Source organism: Thermorhabdus hydrogeniformans, from assembly GCF_049310025.1.
Lineage (GTDB): Bacteria > Bacillota > Thermosediminibacteria > Thermosediminibacterales > Tepidanaerobacteraceae > JBJYKD01.
This window is the reverse complement of the sequence record NZ_JBJYKD010000014.1, coordinates 43,380-65,929: the sequence shown is the minus strand read 5'-3', so window position 1 is coordinate 65,929 and position 22,550 is coordinate 43,380. Positions and strand designations below refer to the sequence as shown.

Below are 22,550 nucleotides of genomic sequence, written 5' to 3'. Positions count from 1 at the left end.
TTCCAAAACATTCCTTATGAAATTTTCAAGGTTCGGGAAAAGAAGTAAAAAAGTAGGGTTTCTACACTAGAATCAAATTTCTTTTAAGATCAAAGTTTGGAATTATTTATTAACAAGAAAAAGGGTTACAGGCTATGCAAGAAAATGGATCTCCTTTTGCCTATTATTAGATATCACTCTTCTTCTAACACTGAAATAGTTTTTAAAAAAGGTTTCTGTTGATGCACCAAATACTCACTGGCAGATGGATATTACGTATGTGACTATTTTCCACAGAAGAATCTTTATCCTGGAAATAATAGATACATATACCTTAGAGATAGTTGGCTATAAAGCTGGTTTTTCAATTACGAAAAACGATGTGATAAAAACTGTGACAAAAGCTATTGCATCAAGGCATATGACAGATAGTTTTAACAATCAGAACCGATAATGGGCCGCAGTTTAAGCCAAAAGAATTTCAAGAATTTTGCACTAAACAGGGTATATTTCATGAGAAAATACCAGTAAGGTCCCCTAGCAAACCCAACTATTGAAAGATTTCATAGAACCCTACAAGCACAATATGTTTAATATAAATGACTTTGAAAGTTATAAGTAATTTTTTAAAGGCTTGGATGATTATATAAAATTTTATCTTTATTTTATCTTTGCGAAAGGCCCCATGAATCCTTAAATTATATGACACCATCAGCATTTTATGAAGCATTTTTAAGAAATAATGTGAGCCGTGGCGTGTTAGTCGGTTAAGTCCAAGTAATTGGGGCCAGTACATGCCGCCCGGCATTTTTTTAAAAATCCTTTTTTGGATTGTTGGTTCAAGTATATTTTCATGCGTTTGCCGTGAACAGTTGAGGAAAAGCGGTTTTCATTTTCGTTGTAATGTGATATAATAGACATTGTAAGGATATTCCTTTTTTGTTTATTTTGCCTAATTCAATTATATCATAAAAAGGATTCTCCTTGCATTTTTATTTCTTATTTTTATTGATTTGTCAAGGTTTGTAGCTATAGTTCCATCTGCGAAAGTTGAATTATAAAGTTTTTATAATACGTTTCTGTGTTTCACCGAAACGTTTCGCTATTTCCTCCTCCCCGCTTTTTTAAAAATCTCCACAGGGTAGTCCTCCCGATGCCAAGTTGTTTGGCTGTCTTAGTTTTATTAAAATTGTTTCGCTTTAATACATCCAAGATCTCATTCTCATCCAATTCACCAGCCCGGCTGCTTCTTTTCGAGAAAACTTGAATATCCGTCAAAAGATTTTGTTCTACATTTAAAAGCTCTAAAATTTTCCCGGTATCTATGTATTGACTCCCGTAAGCAGCCAGGAGCCTTTCCGTAAAATTCTCCAATTCGCGGACATTGCCCGGCCAGTCATAATCTTGAATTATCTCCAGGCACGCTTTGTCTATTAAAGGTCTGTCTATCTTAAACTTATAACAGAATAAATCTATAAAATATTGGAATAAATTTACAATGTCCTGCTTTCTTTCTCTCAAAGGAGGTATGGTTAAAGTAAGAACATTTAATCTGTAATACAAATCCTCACGGAATTCTTTTCTTTTTACCATTTCCCCCAGATTTTTATTACTGGCAGCAATAATCCGTACATCAACGGGAATAATACGGTCATCTCCCAAACGCATGACCGCTTTTTCCTGAATGACCCTTAAAAGTTTCGCCTGGATGGAAACCGGCAGTTCCGAAATTTCATCGAGAAAAATGGTCCCTTTATGCGCCATCTCAAACAACCCAACTTTGCCATTTTTTGAAGCGCCGGTGAACGCGCCTTCTACGTATCCAAATAATTCGCTCTCCAGCAAACTTTCAGAAAGCGATGCACAATTGACCGCAACAAAAGGCCCTTTTGCTCTTTTACTTTTATTGTGAATGCTCTGGGCAAACATTTCTTTGCCTGTGCCCGTTTCGCCAAAAATCAGTACCGTTGAATCAAATTCGGCATACTTTTTCGCAATTTCTAAAACATTTTTAAGCACTTTGCTTTCGCCAATAATATCCTCAAACCTGTACCGGGCCACATGCCCTTTTTTAATAAAAGCGCTCCTGATATATTTTTCCTTCTTGCTTATTTCGCTGATTTCTTCAAGGGTAATGATAGAGCCGATATTTGATGATACAATATCTACCGGTTTTATGTTAACCATAATCTTAGAATCGCCGAATTCTTTTATAAAATCCGCTCCCTGGCCGTCTTTTATCTCGGGCACAATCTTTCTTATATCTCTACCCAGGACATGTTCACGGGGCAGTTTTAAAATATCAAGAGCCGGGGAATTTATCATTTTAATTCTACCTATCCTGTCCGTGGTGATAATCCCAAGAGGAGTATTTTCCATCACCGTCTGGATCAGTTCCGTTTGCTTTAAAGCATCTTCTCTATAGTACAAAATATTTTGGGCCTGTCTTATAGAACGATAAACAGAATCCTTCCCCGAAGATATCAATATGCTGCGGATCCCCATTTCCAGAGAAACTTTGTTGGTTATCCCCCCGCCCACCATCACTTCACAACCTTCTATCATTGCCTTTCGTATTGCCTCCACGGCCTGTTCCTCTCTCTCAATATAGAAAATTTTCAGATCTACATTAAACAATTTAGACAAATCCCTTTTTTCATACAGCATATTGCTAAAAATGATCAGAGCCATATGATTGCTTATTTTTTTTGCTTCCATGATAGCTTCGGCTATATCGTAACTGCTTATTTCTATTTCGACAAGAGGAACATCTGGAATATCCCGCCGAATATAATTCAAAGTGCCGCCTCGGCTGATCAAGACCTGCGCTCCGTTTTTAATCAAATCCCTGGCTACATCAACGGCATTGCTCAACAAACCTATCCTCACATCGATATCGTCGTTTAATTCTTCCTTGATTTCTAAAGCTTCATAATACAGTTTCCTGTAAGGGGCAACAATGCCAATGCGAGCCATAATTTTCACCCCATTTTACCCCATTTTTCTTTTATCTATTTCCACAATGGGTTAAAAAGTCCTTTTTTTAATTTTAAAGAATTATTGGTCTTAAGTAGTATTTTTGAATTAATAAAAAAAGCTGCAGTTTCGCAGCCAAAATTTTCTATAGTCGAAGTATTATCTAAAAATCGACCTCTATTTGAAATTAAACATTGTTGGTAAATAGAGCGACAGTGAAGGAATATATGTAATTAACAGAACCACAAAAACTAATCCTAATATAAAAGGCACTATTGGCCGTATTATATCGTCAAATTTAATTTTTGCTATTCCACATGTAACAAAAAGGTTTAATCCTACGGGTGGTGTGATCTGCCCTATGGCAAGATTTACGGTCATGACTATACCCATTAACAGAGGATTTATATTCAACTGTTGCATTATGGGAAGAAAAATGGGGGTAAGTAAAACTATTGAAGCCGTAGAATCCAAAAATGTCCCCGCTATCAACAAGATTATATTAAAGAACAGCAGAATCAAATACGGATTTGTGGTATATGACAATACGGTGGCCGATATACGCTGAGGAATCTGCTGACTTGCAAGAAACCAACCAAAAAACATGGCCGCGGCAATTAAAACAAGTATCTTTGATGTGCCCTTGGCCGACTCCGCCAGAATTTCCGGAATATCTTTCAATTTTAATTCTCTGTAAACCAGCATGCCAACTATTAATCCATATGCCGACGCTATTACAGCTGATTCTGTAGGAGTAAAAACTCCGCTGTATATGCCACCCAGTATAATCACCGGCATTAAAAGCGCAAATATGCTGTCAATAAACGAAGCAATAAATTCCCCCACCCGAAACTTCCCTTCACCTAAATAGCCGTTCTTTTTTGAATAATAGTAGTTCTGCGCAATTAGTATTAGGCCCATCAATATCCCGGGAATAATCCCGCCTAAAAACAAACCGCCTATAGATACTCCTGCATTCACACCATAGACAACCATAGGGATACTAGGAGGGATAACGACGCCAATGGTCCCTGCTGCGGCAATAACTGCAGCGGAATATTTTCTATCATAACCTTTTTCCTCCATGGAAGGTATCATTATGCTTCCGATAGCTGCTGCGGTGGCAGGAGAAGACCCCGAAATAGCCGCAAAGAACATCGAAGCAAGAATTGACACGGTCCCGAGGCCTCCGGTAATGGCTCCCACAATAGAATATGCAAATCTTATTAACCTCTTTGAAATACCTCCCCTGGACATAATATTCCCTGCGAGGAGGAAGAAAGGGATCGCCATAATGGGAAATGAATTTACCCCTTTAAACATCATTTGCGGACCTATCATTAAAGGAACGTTAGTTCCAAATATCACGGAAACAATACTTGCTAGAGTTAGAGAAAAGGAAATGGGTATCCCCATTATCAAAAACAGAAAAAAACTTCCGAACAAAAGTAAAGCCATCTTTATCACCTCTTTTTATTTCTCAATAGGTTTAAACATATTTATAAAAAGATACAAAAAATTAAAAGCTGATATCAAAAAACCAAGCGGTATGGCAAAATAAACATAGGCCATCGGTATTTGCATAGCGGGGGACAGTTGTGAAAAAGTACTTTTCACAATATTCCATCCGTTTATGAATATTACAATAGACATACCTATACACAAAATATATGCAATGCCATAAACAAGCTTTTTTTGTGACATCCCCAGTTTATCTACAAAATACTCCAGACCTACATGGGCTTTTTCCTTTACCGCCACCGCCGAGCCCAGGAAAACCACCCATACAAATAAAAACCGTGCCAGTTCCTCCGACCAGGGAAGGGGTTGCTTTAGAACATATCTAAATATAACCTGGAACAAACTGGCCAAGCTCATTGTTCCAAATAAAAATGTAATGATAATGATGAGAAAATTATTAATGGCATTTAACACCTTTTCATAAACCGTCATTTGGAAATTCACCCTTTTTTAAAATACTTTTGTTTATTATATAGGGGGGATAAATCCCCCCATTGTTATTTGGCTGCATCTCTAACTTCTGTTAATAGATTGCCATATTTTGCGCTGTATTTTTCATATACAGGTTCCACCGCTTTTCGAAAAGCATCCAGGTCCGGTTTTTCCACAAATTGAACTCCTTTATCTTTAGCTTCCTGCAAATATTTTTCATCGGCTTCTTTAGACAACTCTCGTTCATATCTTCCGGCTTCCATAGCCGCTTCTTTTATGGCATTTTGTTGATCGGGCGTTAACTTATCCCACACAATTTTACTTATAACCAGCGGTTCAGCAGTATAAAAATGGCCTGTTAGGGTGCAGTATTTTTGCACTTCGTAAAACTTTTGATTAATTAAGTGGGCCAGTGGGTTTTCCTGACCGTCCACCGTGCCAAGTTGCAACGCAGAATAAAGTTCACCAAAGGAAATAGGAGTCGGCGATGCGCCAAGAGCTTTAAAAGTGTCTATATAGACAGTGCTTTCTGGAACTCTTATTTTCATGCCTTTCAAATCATCCGGCGTCTGTATAGGTTTTTTATTGTTTGTAACGTGCCTAAAACCGTTTTCCCAATATGCTAAGATTACCAGACCTTTATTTTCAAAATTCTTAGCAATTTTTTCTCCAACAGGCCCATCAAAGACAGCGTAAGCTTTTTCTCTCGATGAAAATAAAAATGGTAAGTCAAAAACGCCGATACTTGATTCAAAATTAGAAAGTTCCATGGTGGAAGTTAAAACCATATCTATAGTCCCCAGTTGAGCGCCTTCAACGCTTTCTCTTTGAGGTGCCAGAGAATCCGATGGATATATCTCTATTTTTACCTGATCATTAGTATTTTTGCTTACCAATTCAGCAAACTTTTCCGCACCTTTCTGATAGAAATGTTGAGGATTGCCCGTATGGCTTAATTTTAAAACCACTGCTGACCCTGAATTTTGATTGGTTTGTCCCTGTTCATTTTCCTGTTTTCCGGAATTCTGACCCGACCCACCGCATCCTGTTAACATAAGCGAGAAAATTAAAAACATAACTAGTGTTAGAAATGATAACCTTTTCATAATTTTCTACCTCCATGCACATTTTACTTGCCTTCAGGCACCACATAATCACGCCCCGTGGCATATTTTTGCTCGATAAGTCTTATTTCGGGAAGCCCGATTAATTTATTAAACTCTTCAAATGGAATCATTTTATCAAGGTAGTTTCTGGTAGTACCTTCGGTCTTCAAAATTTTCATAAGATCAGTAACAGCCTTAGCGGTAACATATGTGGAAGATACGCAGAAAATAACAAGATCATACCCTATTTCCTGCAATTCTTTAGCAGACAAAAGGGGAGTCCTGCCGTGTTCAAGCATATTCGCCAGCACTGGAACTTTAAAACTGCTTGTAACAATTTTCATTTCTTCTATTGATTCGACTGATTCTATAAAAATAATATCCGCACCGGCTTCTTCATAGGCCTTTCCGCGCTCAATAGCCTCCTTAATTCCATAATTTGTCCGAGCATCGGTTCTTGCCATGATCATAAAATCGGGATCCCGTCTTGCATCACAGGCCGCTTTAATTTTTCCCACCATTTCTTCTTTTGAAATAATCTCCCGACCGAGCATGTGACCGCATTTTTTCGGAGCCACTTGATCTTCCAGTTGAATGCACGCTACTCCTGCTTTTTCGTACTCTCTAACAGTCCTCATTACATTTACCGCATTCCCGTAACCGGTATCTCCGTCAGCTATGACTGGGATGTTAACGGCTTCCGCTATGTTTGCGGCCCTTTGAACCATTTCTGTCAAGGTTAAAAGCCCCACATCAGGTTTTCCCAGAAGGCTTGCCGAAGTACCGTATCCGGTCATATATACGGCCTCAAATCCCTCCTTTTCTATTATTTTGGCGGTTAAAACATCATGTGCTCCGGGCGCCACCAGAATTTCGTCTCTGGCAAGAAGTTTGCGAAGTCTGGTTGTCATTTTTTCCAACAAAACCACCTCATACCCTTATTTTTTTTATTATCAACAAAACTATTAAGCAAACTTCATGCCACTTATAGACCCCTTGCCAAATAGTAATTTTTAAATATTAATCAATATATTGTTAGATCTGGCAACAATTTATTGTTACATATTGTAACATATGCTACAAATTTTTTAATTTTCTCCACAAAAAAGACCTGCTTACTCCTAAAATTTTAGCTGCCTGCGATTGATTTCCATTGGTCATTTCCAGGGTTTTCTCGATGCATTGTTTGATTATATCATTCAGCGTGCCATTTATCCTCACAAAAAATTTACTTTCACCTGCAAAATCACTTCCGCATATTTCTGGCATTATTTCTACCAAATCTGACTTTGTTATTAATTTATCACCATAAAGTATTGCAATTCTTTTTACGACATTTATTAATTCTCTTACATTTCCAGGCCATTGATAGTTAACCAAAAACTCCAGGGCTTCTTCGCTTAGCTTTATGTTACAGCTGTATTTTTGAGCAATAGCTTTAATAATCAAAGGTATATCTGATTTGCGCTCCCTTAAAGGCGGAATGCGAATCGTTAATACATTTAAGCGATAATAAAGATCTTTGCGAAAAAGGCCTTCATCTACAAGATTTTTCAAGTTTTTATTAGAAGCGGCTATTATCCTCACATTAACGGGAATTATTTTATCCGATCCGATAGGCTTTACAGTTTTCTCCTGAATCACGCGTAAAATTGCGGTTTGTAAGGAAACAGGTATTTCACTTATTTCATCCAGGAAAATAGTCCCACCGTGAGCCAATAAAAAAAGGCCATCTTTTCCACCTTTTTTAGCCCCGGTAAATGCCCCTTCTTCATACCCGAAAAGCTCGCTTTCAAAAAGATTAGTCGAAAGTTCCGCACAATTCACGGCCACAAATGGCCCGTTTTTTCTCTGGCTCTGATTGTGTATGCTCTGGGCAAACATTTCTTTTCCGGTCCCTGATTCTCCCATTAATAGAATAGTCTCATCCGTCAGGGCGAATCTTTTTGCTATATTTTTGGTTCTTGTCAATATCGGCGATTTCCCTATAATATCTTCAAAATTATATTTTGCCACATGGCCTTTACTATAAAGTTTTTGCCTGATTTGCTGTTCTAACTGTTGAATTCTGGTTACATCTTGGAATGTAGCCACAGCACCCACAATTTCGTCTTTTATTTTCATTTTCACTCTATTGGTGGATATAATGGCACTACCAACATCCTGCAATTGATCAAGTTGATCCTCTCCTTCAATTACTTCTGAAAGTTTGGTATTGGGAATGACATCTTTTGCATATTTCCCTATGACGTCAACAGCCTTGATTTTCATTATATTTTCTGCCATGGGATTAAAAGTTGTAATAATACCATTCTGATCGACCGCAATAACCCCGTCATGCACGTTCTGTATTATTGTTTCTATCCTTTTTCTTTTGATTTCTTCCTCTTTTTTTATCTCCAAAATGTACTGGGCCTGCCTTAATGTCCTTAAAATAGATTCTTTATCAGTACCAATGACAATTCCCTTTTTGCCTAGTTTTTCGGCAAAACTAACGGTATAAGCTCCCCCAATGATTACGTCGGCTCCGTTTTCCAATGCAGTTATAACCAATCTTTCTATTTCATCTTTTGTTTCGTATTTATAAAAGTGAACATCTACTTGTAATAATGTATATATAAAGTCCTCGTCGTAAGAAATTTCGTTGTACCATATAATTGCTAAATTTTTTCCGTAACCTGCTGCCTTTTGAATCGCCCTTAAAATCTCTAAATTGTTGTCATAGATTTCCACGACTGGCAAACTGCATTCATTTCTTATTGCCGCCAATGTGGCCCCACGGCTTATAATTACTTCTATACCATCCTGTTCGGCTTTTTTTGCAAGTTCGGCAGCTTCCTCCATTAAAGCCGTCTTTACCTTCACATCAAAATGGTATAAGCTTGCCATTTCTAAAGCCATTTCAGCCATTTCTTGATATGGTGCGATAAACAGTATTTTTTCGCTCATAAAATCGCACTTACGCCTCCTTTCGACATATTTTATTATTTTACTTAAATTTTCAAATAATTATACCTGCCTTCTATAAAAAAACCCCGCAATCTTAGATGCAGGGGCTTCTATACACTTCGATATTATTGTATTTCTTCAAAAATTATTTAAAATCCTGCAAAACATGAGCATGCTTTCAAATATTTATTTTTTTTAATTTTATCAAATGGCCGTTATGCATAATTATACTGTATACATGCATTTAATTTCTGTTGTATTCAGTGGTTATCTGTAGATTTCGGTTACCCACGGAATAGAATAGAATAAGTGTAATTTTATAAAAATTGGTTGGGAGGGAAAAGAATGGGCAAAAAGATAATTGCTCTTACGGCAGCCGCCCTGTTGCTGGCGTTGCTGGCAGCCGGGTGCGGTGGCAACAGCGGCGGTTCTCAGGATTCAAACCAGAGTTCCGGAGAACAAAAATTTATCACCATCGCCACAGGCGGCACCGCCGGTACCTATTTCCCGCTGGGCGGCGCTCTCGCCGACATCTGGAATAACAACATAAAAGGCGTCAACTCCACGGCGCAGAGCACTGGAGCTTCTGTGGCAAACGTTAATCTGCTCAGGGACGGCAAGGTGGATGTCATCTTTGTTCAGAACGACATAGCTTATTACGCCGCCAACGGTACCGAGATGTTTAAGGACAAAAAATATGAAGACATCAGAGGCCTTGTAACTCTGTATCCCGAAACCATACAGATAGTAACGCTGGAAAGTAAAGGCATAAACAAAATTGAAGACTTGAAGGGCAAAAAGGTGGCGGTCGGCGCTGCCGGCAGCGGCGCTGAGGCCAATGCCAGGCAGATACTGGCCGCGGCGGGTATTACTTACAATGACATCAACGCCCAGTATCTTTCCTTTGCCGAAGCCGCCAACAACTTAAAAGACGGCAACATCGATGCGGCTTTCCTGACAGCGGGATTCCCCACCGCCGCAGTACAGGATATCGCAGCCCAGCACAAAATCAAACTTATACCCGTCGATGACGCTTTTGCCGACAAACTCATTCAGCAATATCCATTTTATACAAAGACGGTGATACCGGCCAACACATACAGCGGTCAGGCGGAAGATGTCAAAGCCGTTTCGGTCATGTCAATGCTGGCCGTCAGTTCCAAGATGGATGAAGAAACGGCCTACAATCTGGTGAAAACCATGTATGAGAACCTCAACAGGCTGGAAGCCGCCCATGCCGTGGGCAAGAAAATTAAACCAGAGACGGGACAATTGGGCATGTCCATCACACTTCATCCGGGAGCCGAGAAATACTTCAAAGAGAAAAAATAAGCCTGAGGAGGTCGCTGAGCATTGGAGAAATCCAATGCTCAGTATTTTATGAAGCTGCGATTGGAAATATTTATACTTCTTTTCATTTTTTTGATTGGAGCTTTTTTTGCAAATTACAGGATAGCTCATGAAAAAGCGGTAGCAATCAAAGACTTAGACCGTAAAACGAACACTGTCATACCCGCGCCGGACGGAAAATTTACTCTCAGCTTCATTCACTCGGTCCAGAAGACTCCGGTGTATGAGTTCTTTCGCATCGATGGCGATAACAAACTGGTGCTCTATGAAACAAAATACTATTCTCTGGGGGTGGGACTGCCATTTTCGGAAGAAAACGGAACATTTGTCAACGACAAAGGCGAGTTTGTATTGAACTTAACCAGAACATTCGATTCAATCCCGATCAGAGTTTCGCCTATCCCGAACCATGCCATAAGTATTGGCGGCAGGACATATCCCCTGCTGAATTTTGCAGGCCCTGAAGATCTTGTCGAAATAAGGGCAATCAACAGGTGGATAATAAAAAGAAAGGAGCGGGAAAATGACCGTTGATAAGCTGCAGGAAGCAGTAGCCAGAAACGAAGAGATCCTAATAAAGTTCGACAGGGAGTCAGATTACCGCAGGCTGACGGGATTTTCGGCAAAAATCATTGCTGCCATAGCCATTACCTTTTCTCTCTTCCAGCTTTATACGGCGACCTTTGGAGTGCTGGACGCCATGATACAGAGGTCCGTCCATGTGGCCTTCGGTCTTTGCCTGATTTTCCTGCTATACCCAGCCAGAAGCAGCTGGCCCAGGGACAGGATCCATCCGGTGGACATTGTTTTTGCCGTTCTGGGGGCCGCCGCGCCCATGTATATAGTTGTGTTTTACAGAGAACTAGTCCTGAGGGCCGGGACGGTGACCACACTGGACTACGTGGTAGGTCTCATTGCGGTCTTACTGGTTCTGGACGCCGCCAGGCGGGTGGTGGGCTGGCCCATGGTCACCATAGCTTCACTGTTTATTCTGTACGCGCTGTTTGGCCGGTACATTCCGGGGCAGCTGGCTCACCGGGGAGTTGACCTCCCGAGCCTGGTCCAGCACCTTTTCTACACAACCGAAGGTATTTTCGGAATACCCATAGGTGTTTCTTCCACTTTTATATTCCTGTTCATATTGTTCGGTGCATATTTGGAGAAAACCGGTATGGGACAGTTCTTTATCGATCTTGCCAACGCCGTGGCCGGCTGGGCTGCCGGCGGTCCCGCCAAGGTGGCAGTACTCTCCAGCGGTTTGATGGGCACCGTCTCCGGCAGCTCCGTGGCCAATGTGGTGGGAACAGGTAGTTTCACCATCCCCATGATGAAAAGCCTGGGTTACAAACCGGAATTTGCCGGAGCCGTTGAGGCTACAGCGTCCACCGGAGGGCAGCTGATGCCCCCCATCATGGGTGCAGCCGCTTTTCTGATGGCGGAATTTACTCAAATCCCGTATGTAAGGATTATCGGTGCGGCGGTCATTCCGGCCGTGTTATACTACTTTGGAGTATGGACCGGCGTCCATCTGGAGGCCAAGCGCCTGGGGCTCAGGGGCTTGAACAGGGACGAACTGCCAAAAATTAAAAATATTCTCCTGGAACGGGGGCATCTTTTCCTCCCCCTCATAGCCATTGTATATCTTCTCGTTACCGGATATACTCCTATGAAGGCCGCCCTCTACGCAATCGTCTTATCTATCGCGTGTGCAATGCTCAGAAAAAATACGCGGATCAGCTTTGCCGACATCATGAAGGGCCTTGAACAGGGGGCAAGAGGCGCTCTCGGGGTTATTGCGGCAACCGCATGCGCGGGTATCATTATTGGCGTGGTCACCCAGACGGGCCTCGGCCTTAAAATGGGGACAACGCTTGTGGGGCTTGCCAAAGGCAACCTTTTCCTCACGCTGTTCTTTACGATGATCACATCTCTTATTCTGGGCATGGGAGTGCCCACAACGGCCAATTATGTCATTACCTCCACCATTGCCGCCCCCGCACTCTTAATGATGAACGTGCCGGTGCTGGCTGCGCACATGTTTGCCTTCTATTTCGGCATTATTGCCGACGTGACGCCTCCCGTGGCCCTGGCCGCCTTCGCCGGAGCCGGCATAGCAAAAGCCAATCCGCTGCGGACCGGTATTAACGCTTCAAAGCTGGCGGTTGCCGCTTTTCTGGTGCCCTACATCTTCGTATATAATCCGGCTTTACTGCTCATAGACGTCCACGCGGCGGAAATAATCCAGATAGCCGTAACTTCAATAACAGGTATCATCGGAGTAGGCTCGGGCGTGGCCGGATTCCTTCTTACCCATGAGTCCTGGCCAGAGCGCATCATATTCTTTGTGGGCGGGATCCTGCTGGTAACCCCCGGCCTGAGAACGGACCTCGTTGGTGCGGTCCTCCTGCTGGCCGGCTACCTTATCCAGAGACAGAAATTATCGAGAGGAAGAAATATCCAGGCCGCCGAGAGTAAATAATATATAAATAATATTTAAACTTTGGTACTCTGAAGAAATCTGGCAGGCGCCGCAATACGGATCCCCTTCAGTAAATAAGGCTCCGTAAGATGAGACTTATGGAGCCTTGAATTTTATACTAAACCCGGCACAATAATGCGCTTCCCTCTATGAATTTTTTAATGTTTATCTTCCCGCCGGTGGGGCTTTTTCCTCTTAAAAAATCCATCTCTTTTTTTACCTCCACAAAATCGAATAGAGTGGAGGCAAATCTTAAAAACAGTTCGTTGTTATAATCCTCTATGCCCAGGGTGGCCACGTTGCGAAGGGCTTTGTCCACGGCCCTCCGGATCCTCATTTCAATGGCCTTTATGTCCGTTGACTTCTTCTTATCGTAGTTTTCATAATATTCCCTTAAATACTGGTACAGGTCCTGCAGGTTGTTCATCTTTTGCCTGACTGTGTCGTAGTTTTCCATTATCACCCTTATGTCTTCGCTGCCTGCTTCTCCCAGTATCCCCAGGTCCGCCAGGAAAAACTCTACTCTGGAGAGCCCCTTTTTTTTATCTATTTCCCGGTGCTCTTTACCTCCTATGTTAATCACGGTATTTTTTATCATTTCAAAGGTGTCTTTAAGCCTGATGATCTCTTCCACTTTAGAAATGACGTTTACGGTCTCTATGGCATTGATGGGCTTGTGTATAAAGAATTCAATCCCGCTCTTGTAAGCCTGGGATATCATCGCCTGGTCTTCCACCTGGGAAATCATAATAAAACAGGTTCTGATATCCCTCTGTTTAAGGCTCTTTATAACTTCAATCCCATCTTTTCCCGGAAGGAGCAGGTCCATAAGGACAATATCGGGCTTCAAAACGGATATCTTTCTCTCGGCTTCTTCCCCGTCCTCGGCCTCACCTATTATTTCTCCCAGGTCGTTGTTTTCAATGATTCCGGCCAGAATCCTCCTTACAGCCCTGTCGTCGTCCACTATTACTAATCGAAACCCCATTTTTACCTCCCTTTTCAACTGGTTAATTTTAAAAAATTGCCATCTATAGGAATCTGCACCTCAAATTTTGTGCCCCTGTTCAGAGCCGAAACTACTGATATCCCGCCCCCCATATCTTCCACGAGGTTTTTTACATGGGTTAGCCCGAGGCCCGTGGAAATAAAACCGTCCTCGGCGAATTTTGTGGAAAAACCCGGTTCAAATATATAGGGCAGGTCCCTCGGATCGATGCCTTTTCCATTGTCAAAAACCGAAAGTCTGACATACTCTTCATCCGAAGAAACTCTTACCTCTATAAAACCGTTTTCGCCGTCGATGGCGTCCAGGGCGTTTGAAACCAGATTGTTGATAATGGAGAACATGGAAAAGTAGTTCACAACAATTAAATCTTTATCGATCTGCACTCTGAATTCGGGGCTTTTCCCTGCGGTTTTCATCCACCTTTCGGTATTGGATTTTATTATGGAAACTATCGCGCTCAGCCTCATGCCTTCCCGCCTTTCTTCCGGTAAAAGCTCGTTTACCCCGGCGGCGATCCTGAGGTAGTCCTTTTTTATCTCATGAATATCCTTGGCAAGATTCAAAGCTTTCTTCTTTAACTTCACCACATCATCCTCTGAAATACCCGGATTCAATGACCGGTATATTTCATAACCTTCTTTCATGGCGTATTCCAGGTCGCCGGTGGATTTTTTTATATAAAACAGCTCGGCCTTCAACTCCGAGAGCAGTTCAAGCAATTCCTCATAGCGCTTCTGATGTTCTTCCCGGACTATTATAAGCCTGTAACGTTCAATCAGCCAGTACAGCGCAAAGGTGGTAATGCTGCGAATTAAACCCACGCCCAGCACCCTGGTAAATATATCCTGGAAATAGTTTAAACCCATTTCCCGCCTTACGGCAAGTTCAATAAAATTGGCACCGACATCAGCCAGTGTCATCACCGCAACGAAATTGACGGGTACCCTCAAAAGAGCTTTGATCCTTCCGATCCTCAAAAAAAACGCATAAGACAGGTAATAAAAGAAAGCCGGATAATGCAGATTAAAAGCTGCCATAAAGCTTTGGTACCGGATGAAACAGCCCAAAAAAACCCGGAAAGCGACCACCGCCACTCCGGAAAACGGAATGAGGACGAGTTCGGGAATCTGGTGAAAATACAGCATCAAAAAGGAAATGGTTATAACTCCGGCGGTAAATCTAAAACCGCTGTCAAAGGGGTAAAAATATATCTCTCCGGTAAGAGCTGTAAGTCCTGCGGTAATCAGCATTTCTCTATAATATTTCTTCAAAGGCAGAATATCACCTCCAATTATCCATTTCGGATGAATTGTCATTTTTAATACAATTTTTAATACAGAATTACTTTTCTGTTTGGAAAACGCCCCGGCAAAAGAGCGAAAGACCCAATTTCCAAGGGCTGCTTTTATTATACCAAAGTTCCGGCGGTTTATCTTGACATTGTAAATATCATCTGTTAAACTAGCATATTAATTTTATTAGATATCTAAATAACCGGAAGGTGACGCTATGATTATAATCCTCAAATATCTTAAACCTTACTGGAAAGCCGCAATACTTGCACCCATTCTCATGTTCATAGAAGTCATATCAGACCTTATGCAGCCGACCTTCCTCGCCACCATTGTGGATAAGGGAATCGCCGCAGGCGATTTACAGTTAATCGCCGAAACAGGACTAAAAATGATCGGCATTGCAATGATAGGTTTTTTAGGAGGATTGGGATGTGTAATCGCCTCAAGCATCGCAAGCCAGAATTTGGGAGCCGATTTAAGGCTGGATTTATTCCAAAAGGTCCAGTCGTTCTCCTTTGCCAATCTTGATAAATTCAAAACATCATCCCTTGTTACCAGACTAACCAACGATGTCATGCAGATCCAGAATATGGTGCTCATGATGCTGCGCATTTTTGTTCGCGCCCCCCTCCTGTGTATCGGCGGAATAATAATGGCCGTCAGAATCAACATGCGACTGGCCGCCATACTTCTGGTAGCCATACCCGTTGTTGCCATTCTGCTTGTAGTAATTATAAACAGGGGCTTTCCGCTTTTTGTTGCTGTGCAAAAAAGACTGGACAGGGTCAATGCGGTAGTGCAGGAAAATCTTTCGGGAATACGGGTTGTAAAGGCATATTTGAGGAGCGAAAAGGAAAAGGAAAGGTTTGGAGAGGCGAATAAGCAGCTCCGGGATATAAATTTAAAAGCTTTCAGAACGGTAATACTCACCATGCCTGCCATGATGCTTGTAATAAATCTCAGTATAGTTGCAGTTATATGGTTCGGCGGTATTCATGTAAGCAATGGAAGTATGCATGTCGGACAGGTTATGGCATTTATCACCTACATGACCCAGATACTATTTTCGCTTTTGATGGTGTCTTTTGTTCTCATGATGTTTTCCCGGGCAAAGGCTTCGGCAGACCGGATAAACGATGTCCTTGAAACCGATGTCGATATTAAAGACGCTCCCGGTGCCGTAGATAGTCCTGTAAAAGAAGGCCGTGTCGAGTTTAAAAACGTATCCTTTTGTTATGAAAACAGCAGTGCCCCGGTGCTCAGCAACATAACATTTACGGCCGAACCCGGAGAAACCATCGCTATTTTGGGGGCCACCGGCTCGGGAAAATCGACTCTGGTAAGTCTCATACCGCGCCTTTACGACCCCACAGAAGGCTCCATTTTTATAGACGGCATAGACGTAAGAGAATATAAATTAGATACTCTCAGAAGCAGTATAGGCGTCGTTCTTCAGGACACCATACTCTTTACAGGCTCAATCAAGGATAATATAAAATGGGGCAAAGAAGAGGCTTCGGATGAAGAAATAATTGAAGCCGCAAAAGCCGCCCAGGCCCATGATTTCATAATGAGCTTTCCCGAAGGATACGACACCCGGCTCGGGCAGATGGGTGTAAACCTTTCCGGCGGTCAGAAGCAGAGGCTGGCGATTGCGAGGGCGCTCATCAAAAAACCCGCCATCCTCATCCTGGACGACAGCACAAGCGCGGTCGATTTGGGCACCGAAGCCCGGATACACAAAGCGATAAAAGAGTTTATGAAAAATGTCACTTGCTTTGTAATAGCGCAGCGCGTTAGTTCTGTAATGGATGCGGATAAAATCATAATCCTGGATGGGGGCCGCATAGAAGCTGTAGGAACCCATGAAGAATTGATGGAAAAGAGTCCAACTTACCAGGATATCTACAGATCGCAAATAAGAGAGGAGGAGGGTTTAAGTGCCTGAATACAACACAAACAGTCAAAAATCCGGTATAGAGAGGCTGGCACCGCGTCCCGGGTTTGGAGGCGGGCATCACCGGGCGATGTTTGCCCCAAAGGCCAAAATAAAAGACGCAAAGGGCACATTGAAGCGTCTGTGGGGTTATCTCAGCCATAAAAAAGTTGCTTTAACTGGAGTATTTATAATGGTTGTAATCGCTACCGCTTCTAATCTGCTGGGGCCTCTTCTCATCGGAAGGGCAATTGACAATTATATAATTCCGGGAGACTTTGAAGGACTCCTTAAAATGACGGTTGCAATGCTTACAATATATGTAACAGGAGCCTTCGCCACATGGCTTCAAAATTATATAATGGTCGGCATTGCACAGGACACGGTGCAGGAATTGAGAAATGACCTTTTTGCCGGGCTTCAGACGCTTCCTCTAAAGTTTTTCGACAATCACACCCATGGAGAACTCATGAGCAGAATAACCAACGACATCGATAATATCAGCAATACATTGAACACCGGTGTAACGCAGCTTTTTTCTAGCATAATAACGGTAAGCGGGACCGTCGTGATGATGCTGCTTTTAAGCCCGCTTCTGACCTTTATAACCATGCTGATTATACCACTGATGATTTTTTGCACGGGAAAAATAACCGCCCATACAAGAAATTATTTTTTGAGCCATCAGGAAAAACTCGGCGAGCTAAACGGTATTATTGAAGAGACGATATCCGGTCAAAGGGTCGTCAAAGTATTTACCCATGAAAGAAAGGCCGTGGAAAAATTTACCTGTGCCAGCGACCAGCTTCGAGAAGTGGGTATACGCACCCAGATTTTTTCAGGCGTCATACCGCCTCTGATGAATGTGCTCAATAATCTCGGTTTCGCCATCGTAGCCGGTGTGGGCGGGTGGCTTGCGACAAAAGGCATAATCACCGTCGGCGTTATAGCCAGCTTTATAAACTACACCAGGCAGTTTACCAGACCGCTGAACGAAATTGCCAACCAGTTCAACATGATTCAGGCCGCAATAGCCGGCGCTGAAAGGGCTTTTGAAATAATGGAAGAAAGCCCCGAAATCGACAATCCCGAAGCAGATACGCTCGAAAATGTGTCGGGAGATGTAAAGTTCGAAAATGTGTCTTTTGAGTATAAAAAAGGCGTACCGGTATTAAAAGATATAAATATCGCCGTAAAACCCGGCCAGACCGCTGCCATCGTGGGGCCCACAGGTTCCGGAAAGACGACAATTGTGAACCTCCTGGCCCGTTTCTACGAAATCAATAAAGGCGCCATTTATATAGACGGAAAGGATATCCGCAACGTAAGACTGGACAGCCTGCGCTCTTGTCTGGGGATAGTGCTTCAGGACACCCACCTGTTTTCCGATACGGTGCGCGAAAATATTCGTTACGGCAGGCTTGACGCCACCGACGCCGAGGTGGAAGAGGCCGCCCGCCTGGCCTACGCAGATCACTTTATCCAAAGGCTTCCGCATGGTTACGATACCATGCTGTCAGAGGATGGCGGAAATCTCAGCCAGGGGCAAAGACAGCTTTTATCCATAGCGCGGGCGATACTGGCTGACCCTGCCATATTGATACTTGATGAAGCTACCAGTTGTGTAGACACTCGTACAGAATTGCACATACGCAAGGCCATGCTAAATCTAATGAAGGGCCGCACCAGTTTTGTCATCGCTCATCGTTTGAGCACCATACGAGATGCCGACCTCATCCTCGTCATAAACAACGGTCGGATCATCGAACATGGAACCCATGAGCAATTGATGAAAGCAAAGGGCTTCTATTATAACCTTTATATGCACCAGTTCTGGGAAAAAGCTTCATAAAAAAATCAAAACCGCACCGTGAAGACATCACGGTGCGATTTACGATTTTTTTAAAATTTTACTCGCTCCATCGCTCCATAGATCACTATCACTGTGCGCTAGTCATTTTTTAAGACTTTAATAACGGCCAGAGCCAGCAGCAGGCCGCCCGGCAAATATTTGGCCCATCCCCCGCCGGTCCAGACTTTTTTTCTTCCGATGCTGAGTCCCGCCGATAAAAACAGGAGGCTCATCACGGTGACAAGGATCGTCGTCCATATCAGCTGAAACCCCGCCACTGCCGCTCCAAATCCGGCTCCAAAGGCATCCATTGCAAGAGCTGTACCCAGTAAAAAAGCTTCCTTTGAGTCGATAACCCCCGAAGTATCGGCATCTGCAATAACAGGTTCTTTCAAAATTGTTATTACAAGGCCCAAAGGCTTTACCTTAAAGGTAGCAACGGTTTCCTGGATGTCCTTTCCGGTGTGTTTTGCAGAAGCTTCCCAAAAGGACCAGATGCCCATGGCAAATAATATAAGGGCGCCTAAAAGTCTGGCCAGGACCGGGTTGAAAAAGTTCATGATCACGTTCCCGAAGCACATGGCTATCGTCAAGGCCGTGGAAGTGGCCAGGGCAATGATTAACTGCGAAAACCAGGGAATTTTAATACCTTTCATGCCGTAAATTATCCCCACCGAAAGACCGTCAATACTTACTGCGATAGCCAGAATCAGGCTGGTAAATATACTCAATTAAAATCTCCCCCTCGCATTTTTTATACAAAAACATCAAAGAGCCAATTCTCTGGCGCTTGCTTTTATAACTTCCTCCTGCAGAAGGTGCCATATTTCCTCATATAGAGCCCCGAAATTAGGAGAAGACCTGAGAGAAAGTATATCCCTGGGCCTTGAAATATTAACATCCACAACGGCTTTCACCTTCCCCGGGTGTGCGGTCATCACCAGTATCCTGTCTCCCAGGATCAGCGCTTCATCGATGCTGTGAGTAATAAACAGCGAGGTCTTGCCGCTGCCTTCCCATATTTTTAGTAGTTCTTGCTGGAGTATCAGCCTGTTTTGCTCATCCAGAGCGCCAAAAGGCTCATCCATCAATAAAATCTCCGGATCGTTCACAAAAGCCCGGGCCACGTTAATCCTCTGCTTCATGCCCCCTGAAAGCTGATAGGGAAATGCGTCGGCAAATCTGGAAAGCCCCATCAATTGCAAATACCTCCCCGCTATTTCTTTTCTTTCCCCGGCCGGGACGCCTTTTATCCTGAGGCCGTAAGCCACATTTTCCACCACGGTCATCCACGGAAATACCGAGTCTCCCTGGAATACCATGGAAGTCATGGGTTTTTCGGGATTTTTTCTCCTCATGTAAACCTTCCCCATGGTTTGTTTTTCCAGGCCCGCCAGTATTCTGAGAAGGGTGGTCTTGCCGCACCCGCTGGGACCCACTATGCACAAAAATTCCCCTTCTTTAACCGAAAGATTCACGTTATCCAGTGCCACTACCCTTCCCCGCCGGGTGTTGAAAACTTTTGTTAAATTCTCGACGAGTATTGCTTCGGTGGGATACAAAACTTTCACCCCCTGCCCCTCTTCCACGGTATTACGATTCTTTCTATGAAATCAAGGGCGCTGGAAAAGACATAACCCAGAAATGCCATGGTTATAAGCGCTACGAACATCTTCTCTATATCGAACATGTCGTAAGCCCGCCATACCAGCCAACCGACTCCGGCCCTGGCCGCAGAAAGCTCTGCCGCCACAATCAACAGAAGGGCGGTTCCCATCCCCAGCTTAAATCCCGCAAAAATCATGGGCATTGCCCCGGGCAGAGCAACCGTAATATAAAACTGGAACCGGCTGGCGCCAAAGTTTTTGGCCACGTCCATGTAAATGTCGTCTATATTCAACACCCCCACCATCGTATTTATCAGCACCAGGTAAAACACTCCTATGGCGATGGTGAAGATTTTTGATGCTTCGCCGAGGCCGAACACTATGAGGATCAGGGGCATGACGGCCAGTTTCGGTATGGGAAAGGTGGCCGCCACCATGGGCATGAGGCTTGCTCTGACCGGCGGAAAAAGTCCCATTGAAAGGCCCAGTACGACACCCGGCACGGCTCCCGCCAGAAATCCCAAAACTATTCTTTGTGCGCTCACCAGAGTATGATGCACCAGTTCTCCGGAATAAATCATGGGAACCAGCACTCCAAATATCCTTGAAGGGCTGGAAAAAAGCCTCACATCTATAATCCCGAACCTCGCCAGTATTTCCCAAAGCACCAGGAGAAGCGAGGGTGACAGGAAAGCCAGGACTTTAAGCAGAAACGCTCCGGTAAGCCACGCGTTTTTCTTTGATTCCCCCTTTTCTTCCTTTATTATGACCTGACTGAATTTTTCACGGACTCTCCCTTCCGCCAGGCTCATCATGATGTCACTCCCTTCTAGTAATTGTGGCCGAAAACCGGTATCCGGTTTTCGGCCACAACAATTACTTTTGATACTTGCCAAGCACTTCTACAGCAAAATCCGCAAAACTATTGTCTACCACGTCTTCGGCCTTGAGGTCGCCTTTCAGCAGGCCTCTTTCTTTATACCAGTCAAGATCCATCTGGATGCCTTTCATCCTGACGTAGCCGTCAGGATTAAGACCTACCGGATACATTTTTTTGTAAAGTTCCCTGTCTTTTACCACTGAGTATTCGGCAAGAATCGATATTATCTCATCCGGGTTTATGTTTTTAAAGAACGCATCATTGTAGTCCCTGAGGGATTTTACGTACGCCACCATGAACCGCCTGGCCACTTCCGGCCGCTCCAGCATGCTCTTGCCGTAAACCAGCAGAGCCGTCTGGGCATCCGGGTCGTACTCCGAAGGGTCTTTCCACGGGTCCGCGATGCCCTTCGCCATGGCCGCGGTTACAAAAGGTTCTATGACCATTCCGCCGTCGATGCTCTTATTGCTCATGGCCGCCACTATATCGGGGAAAGCCCGGATTACCTGCAGATCAACGTCTTTTGTGGTCATTCCGCCTTTGTTTAGAACCCGGTCCAGGGCTATTTCATCAAGTGAGGCGGTGCCCACCACGGCAAGTTTCCTGCCCTTCAGGTCCCTGAAGTCTTTTATCTCATCCACCAGGTCTTTTCTGATCATCAAACGGTAGTATCCCTTGCCCGCCACATTGATGCCCTTGTCGGCCACAATTTTAATGGGGATACCCCTCAGCATGGCATTGAACAGCCCCGATGCGGTTACGGTGCAGCCCACATCCAGCTGCCCGGCCCCCAGGGCGTTTATCATGTCCTGACCGGTATTGAACTGCACCGGTTCAATCTCTATGCCCAGGTCTTTGTAATACCCCCTGGCCATGCCGATGAGGACCCCGGCATCCGAAACCACCTGCTTCATGCCCACCGTCACTTTTACCGCCGGAGATAGAGGTGCAAGTTCTGTTTTTTGTTGTGGTTCAGCGGCCTCCTGATTTGAAGTCTGCTGTGCAGGCTGTTTTTCCGCCTGTTTGGGTTCTTCCTTTACAGCCTGCCGACCGCATCCCGCCGCCAGGATGGAAAAAAGCATCACAAACACCAACACCCACGCCAAACGCTTCAACGCACTCACTCCCTTGCCCTTTTATAAGGATTTTAAAACTCAACCTTCTTTATATTATTCCAGA

General features: G+C 43.7%; 17 protein-coding genes and 1 pseudogene. 6 read left to right on the top strand and 12 right to left on the bottom strand.

Annotated features, from left to right (window positions below):
- Positions 1 to 235: 235 nt before the first annotated feature.
- Positions 236 to 433: pseudogene (locus ACKX14_RS08755) on the top strand (DDE-type integrase/transposase/recombinase); the annotation flags it as partial.
- A gap of 632 nt (positions 434 to 1,065) precedes the next feature.
- Here the strand turns inward: ACKX14_RS08755 and ACKX14_RS08750 are convergent.
- The 6 genes from ACKX14_RS08750 to ACKX14_RS08725 all read right to left on the bottom strand — a co-directional run bounded on the left by ACKX14_RS08750 (position 1,066) and on the right by ACKX14_RS08725 (position 8,963).
- A complete protein-coding gene (locus ACKX14_RS08750; protein ID WP_422446709.1) occupies positions 1,066 to 2,955 on the bottom strand; it encodes a sigma 54-interacting transcriptional regulator in 1,890 nt (629 codons plus the stop codon).
- A 177-nt stretch (positions 2,956 to 3,132) separates the two neighbouring features.
- Positions 3,133 to 4,371, bottom strand: a complete 1,239-nt coding sequence (locus ACKX14_RS08745; protein WP_422446723.1) for a TRAP transporter large permease — start codon at positions 4,369 to 4,371, stop codon at positions 3,133 to 3,135.
- A gap of 57 nt (positions 4,372 to 4,428) precedes the next feature.
- A complete protein-coding gene (locus tag ACKX14_RS08740; protein ID WP_422446721.1) occupies positions 4,429 to 4,833 on the bottom strand; it encodes a TRAP transporter small permease in 405 nt (134 codons plus the stop codon).
- A gap of 140 nt (positions 4,834 to 4,973) precedes the next feature.
- Entirely contained in the window at positions 4,974 to 6,014 is a 1,041-nt protein-coding gene (locus tag ACKX14_RS08735) for a DctP family TRAP transporter solute-binding subunit (RefSeq protein WP_422446707.1), read from the bottom strand.
- Between the two features lie 23 nt (positions 6,015 to 6,037).
- Positions 6,038 to 6,925 (bottom strand): isocitrate lyase/PEP mutase family protein, encoded by an 888-nt coding sequence (locus tag ACKX14_RS08730; protein ID WP_422446719.1) that lies wholly within the window; start codon positions 6,923 to 6,925, stop codon positions 6,038 to 6,040.
- 166 nt (positions 6,926 to 7,091) lie between these two features.
- Positions 7,092 to 8,963 carry a sigma 54-interacting transcriptional regulator gene (locus ACKX14_RS08725; RefSeq protein ID WP_422446705.1) on the bottom strand — a complete coding sequence of 624 codons (1,872 nt, stop codon included), beginning with the start codon at positions 8,961 to 8,963 and terminating at the stop codon, positions 7,092 to 7,094.
- A 345-nt stretch (positions 8,964 to 9,308) separates the two neighbouring features.
- Between ACKX14_RS08725 and ACKX14_RS08720 the strand changes: the two genes are divergently transcribed.
- The 3 genes from ACKX14_RS08720 to ACKX14_RS08710 are packed head-to-tail and all read left to right on the top strand — an operon-like array spanning position 9,309 to position 12,792.
- A complete protein-coding gene (locus ACKX14_RS08720; RefSeq protein WP_422446703.1) occupies positions 9,309 to 10,295 on the top strand; it encodes a TAXI family TRAP transporter solute-binding subunit in 987 nt (328 codons plus the stop codon).
- A gap of 21 nt (positions 10,296 to 10,316) precedes the next feature.
- Entirely contained in the window at positions 10,317 to 10,847 is a 531-nt protein-coding gene (locus ACKX14_RS08715; protein ID WP_422446701.1) for a DUF1850 domain-containing protein, read from the top strand.
- Complete coding sequence (locus tag ACKX14_RS08710) at positions 10,837 to 12,792, top strand: TRAP transporter permease (protein WP_422446699.1); 1,956 nt, start codon at positions 10,837 to 10,839, stop codon at positions 12,790 to 12,792. Before ACKX14_RS08715 ends, ACKX14_RS08710 begins: the two co-directional genes overlap by 11 nt.
- A 118-nt stretch (positions 12,793 to 12,910) precedes the next feature.
- Here ACKX14_RS08710 and ACKX14_RS08705 read toward each other — a convergent pair whose 3' ends face one another.
- Both ACKX14_RS08705 and ACKX14_RS08700 read right to left on the bottom strand, forming a co-directional pair.
- Positions 12,911 to 13,780, bottom strand: a complete 870-nt coding sequence (locus ACKX14_RS08705; protein ID WP_422446697.1) for a response regulator — start codon at positions 13,778 to 13,780, stop codon at positions 12,911 to 12,913.
- Between the two features lie 14 nt (positions 13,781 to 13,794).
- Complete coding sequence (locus tag ACKX14_RS08700; RefSeq protein ID WP_422446695.1) at positions 13,795 to 15,072, bottom strand: sensor histidine kinase; 1,278 nt, start codon at positions 15,070 to 15,072, stop codon at positions 13,795 to 13,797.
- A gap of 238 nt (positions 15,073 to 15,310) precedes the next feature.
- On the opposite strand from ACKX14_RS08700, the gene ACKX14_RS08695 reads away from it, so the two are divergent.
- Positions 15,311 to 17,044 carry an ABC transporter ATP-binding protein gene (locus tag ACKX14_RS08695; RefSeq protein WP_422446693.1) on the top strand — a complete coding sequence of 578 codons (1,734 nt, stop codon included), beginning with the start codon at positions 15,311 to 15,313 and terminating at the stop codon, positions 17,042 to 17,044.
- Entirely contained in the window at positions 17,037 to 18,884 is a 1,848-nt protein-coding gene (locus ACKX14_RS08690; protein WP_422446691.1) for an ABC transporter ATP-binding protein, read from the top strand. Before ACKX14_RS08695 ends, ACKX14_RS08690 begins: the two co-directional genes overlap by 8 nt.
- Positions 18,885 to 18,982: 98 nt before the next feature.
- Here ACKX14_RS08690 and ytaF read toward each other — a convergent pair whose 3' ends face one another.
- From ytaF to ACKX14_RS08670, 4 genes are all read right to left on the bottom strand, one after another.
- Complete coding sequence (gene ytaF / locus ACKX14_RS08685; protein WP_422446689.1) at positions 18,983 to 19,615, bottom strand: sporulation membrane protein YtaF; 633 nt, start codon at positions 19,613 to 19,615, stop codon at positions 18,983 to 18,985.
- 36 nt (positions 19,616 to 19,651) lie between these two features.
- Positions 19,652 to 20,446: an ABC transporter ATP-binding protein gene (locus ACKX14_RS08680; protein ID WP_422446717.1), complete on the bottom strand. Its 795-nt coding sequence runs from the start codon at positions 20,444 to 20,446 to the stop codon at positions 19,652 to 19,654.
- Positions 20,447 to 20,451: 5 nt separating this feature from the next.
- On the bottom strand, positions 20,452 to 21,303 hold the full coding sequence (locus ACKX14_RS08675; protein WP_422446715.1) for an ABC transporter permease: 852 nt from the start codon (positions 21,301 to 21,303) through the stop codon (positions 20,452 to 20,454).
- A gap of 64 nt (positions 21,304 to 21,367) precedes the next feature.
- Positions 21,368 to 22,486, bottom strand: coding sequence for an ABC transporter substrate-binding protein (locus tag ACKX14_RS08670; RefSeq protein WP_422446687.1), 1,119 nt, complete (start codon positions 22,484 to 22,486; stop codon positions 21,368 to 21,370).
- Between the last annotated feature and the right edge of the window lie 64 nt (positions 22,487 to 22,550).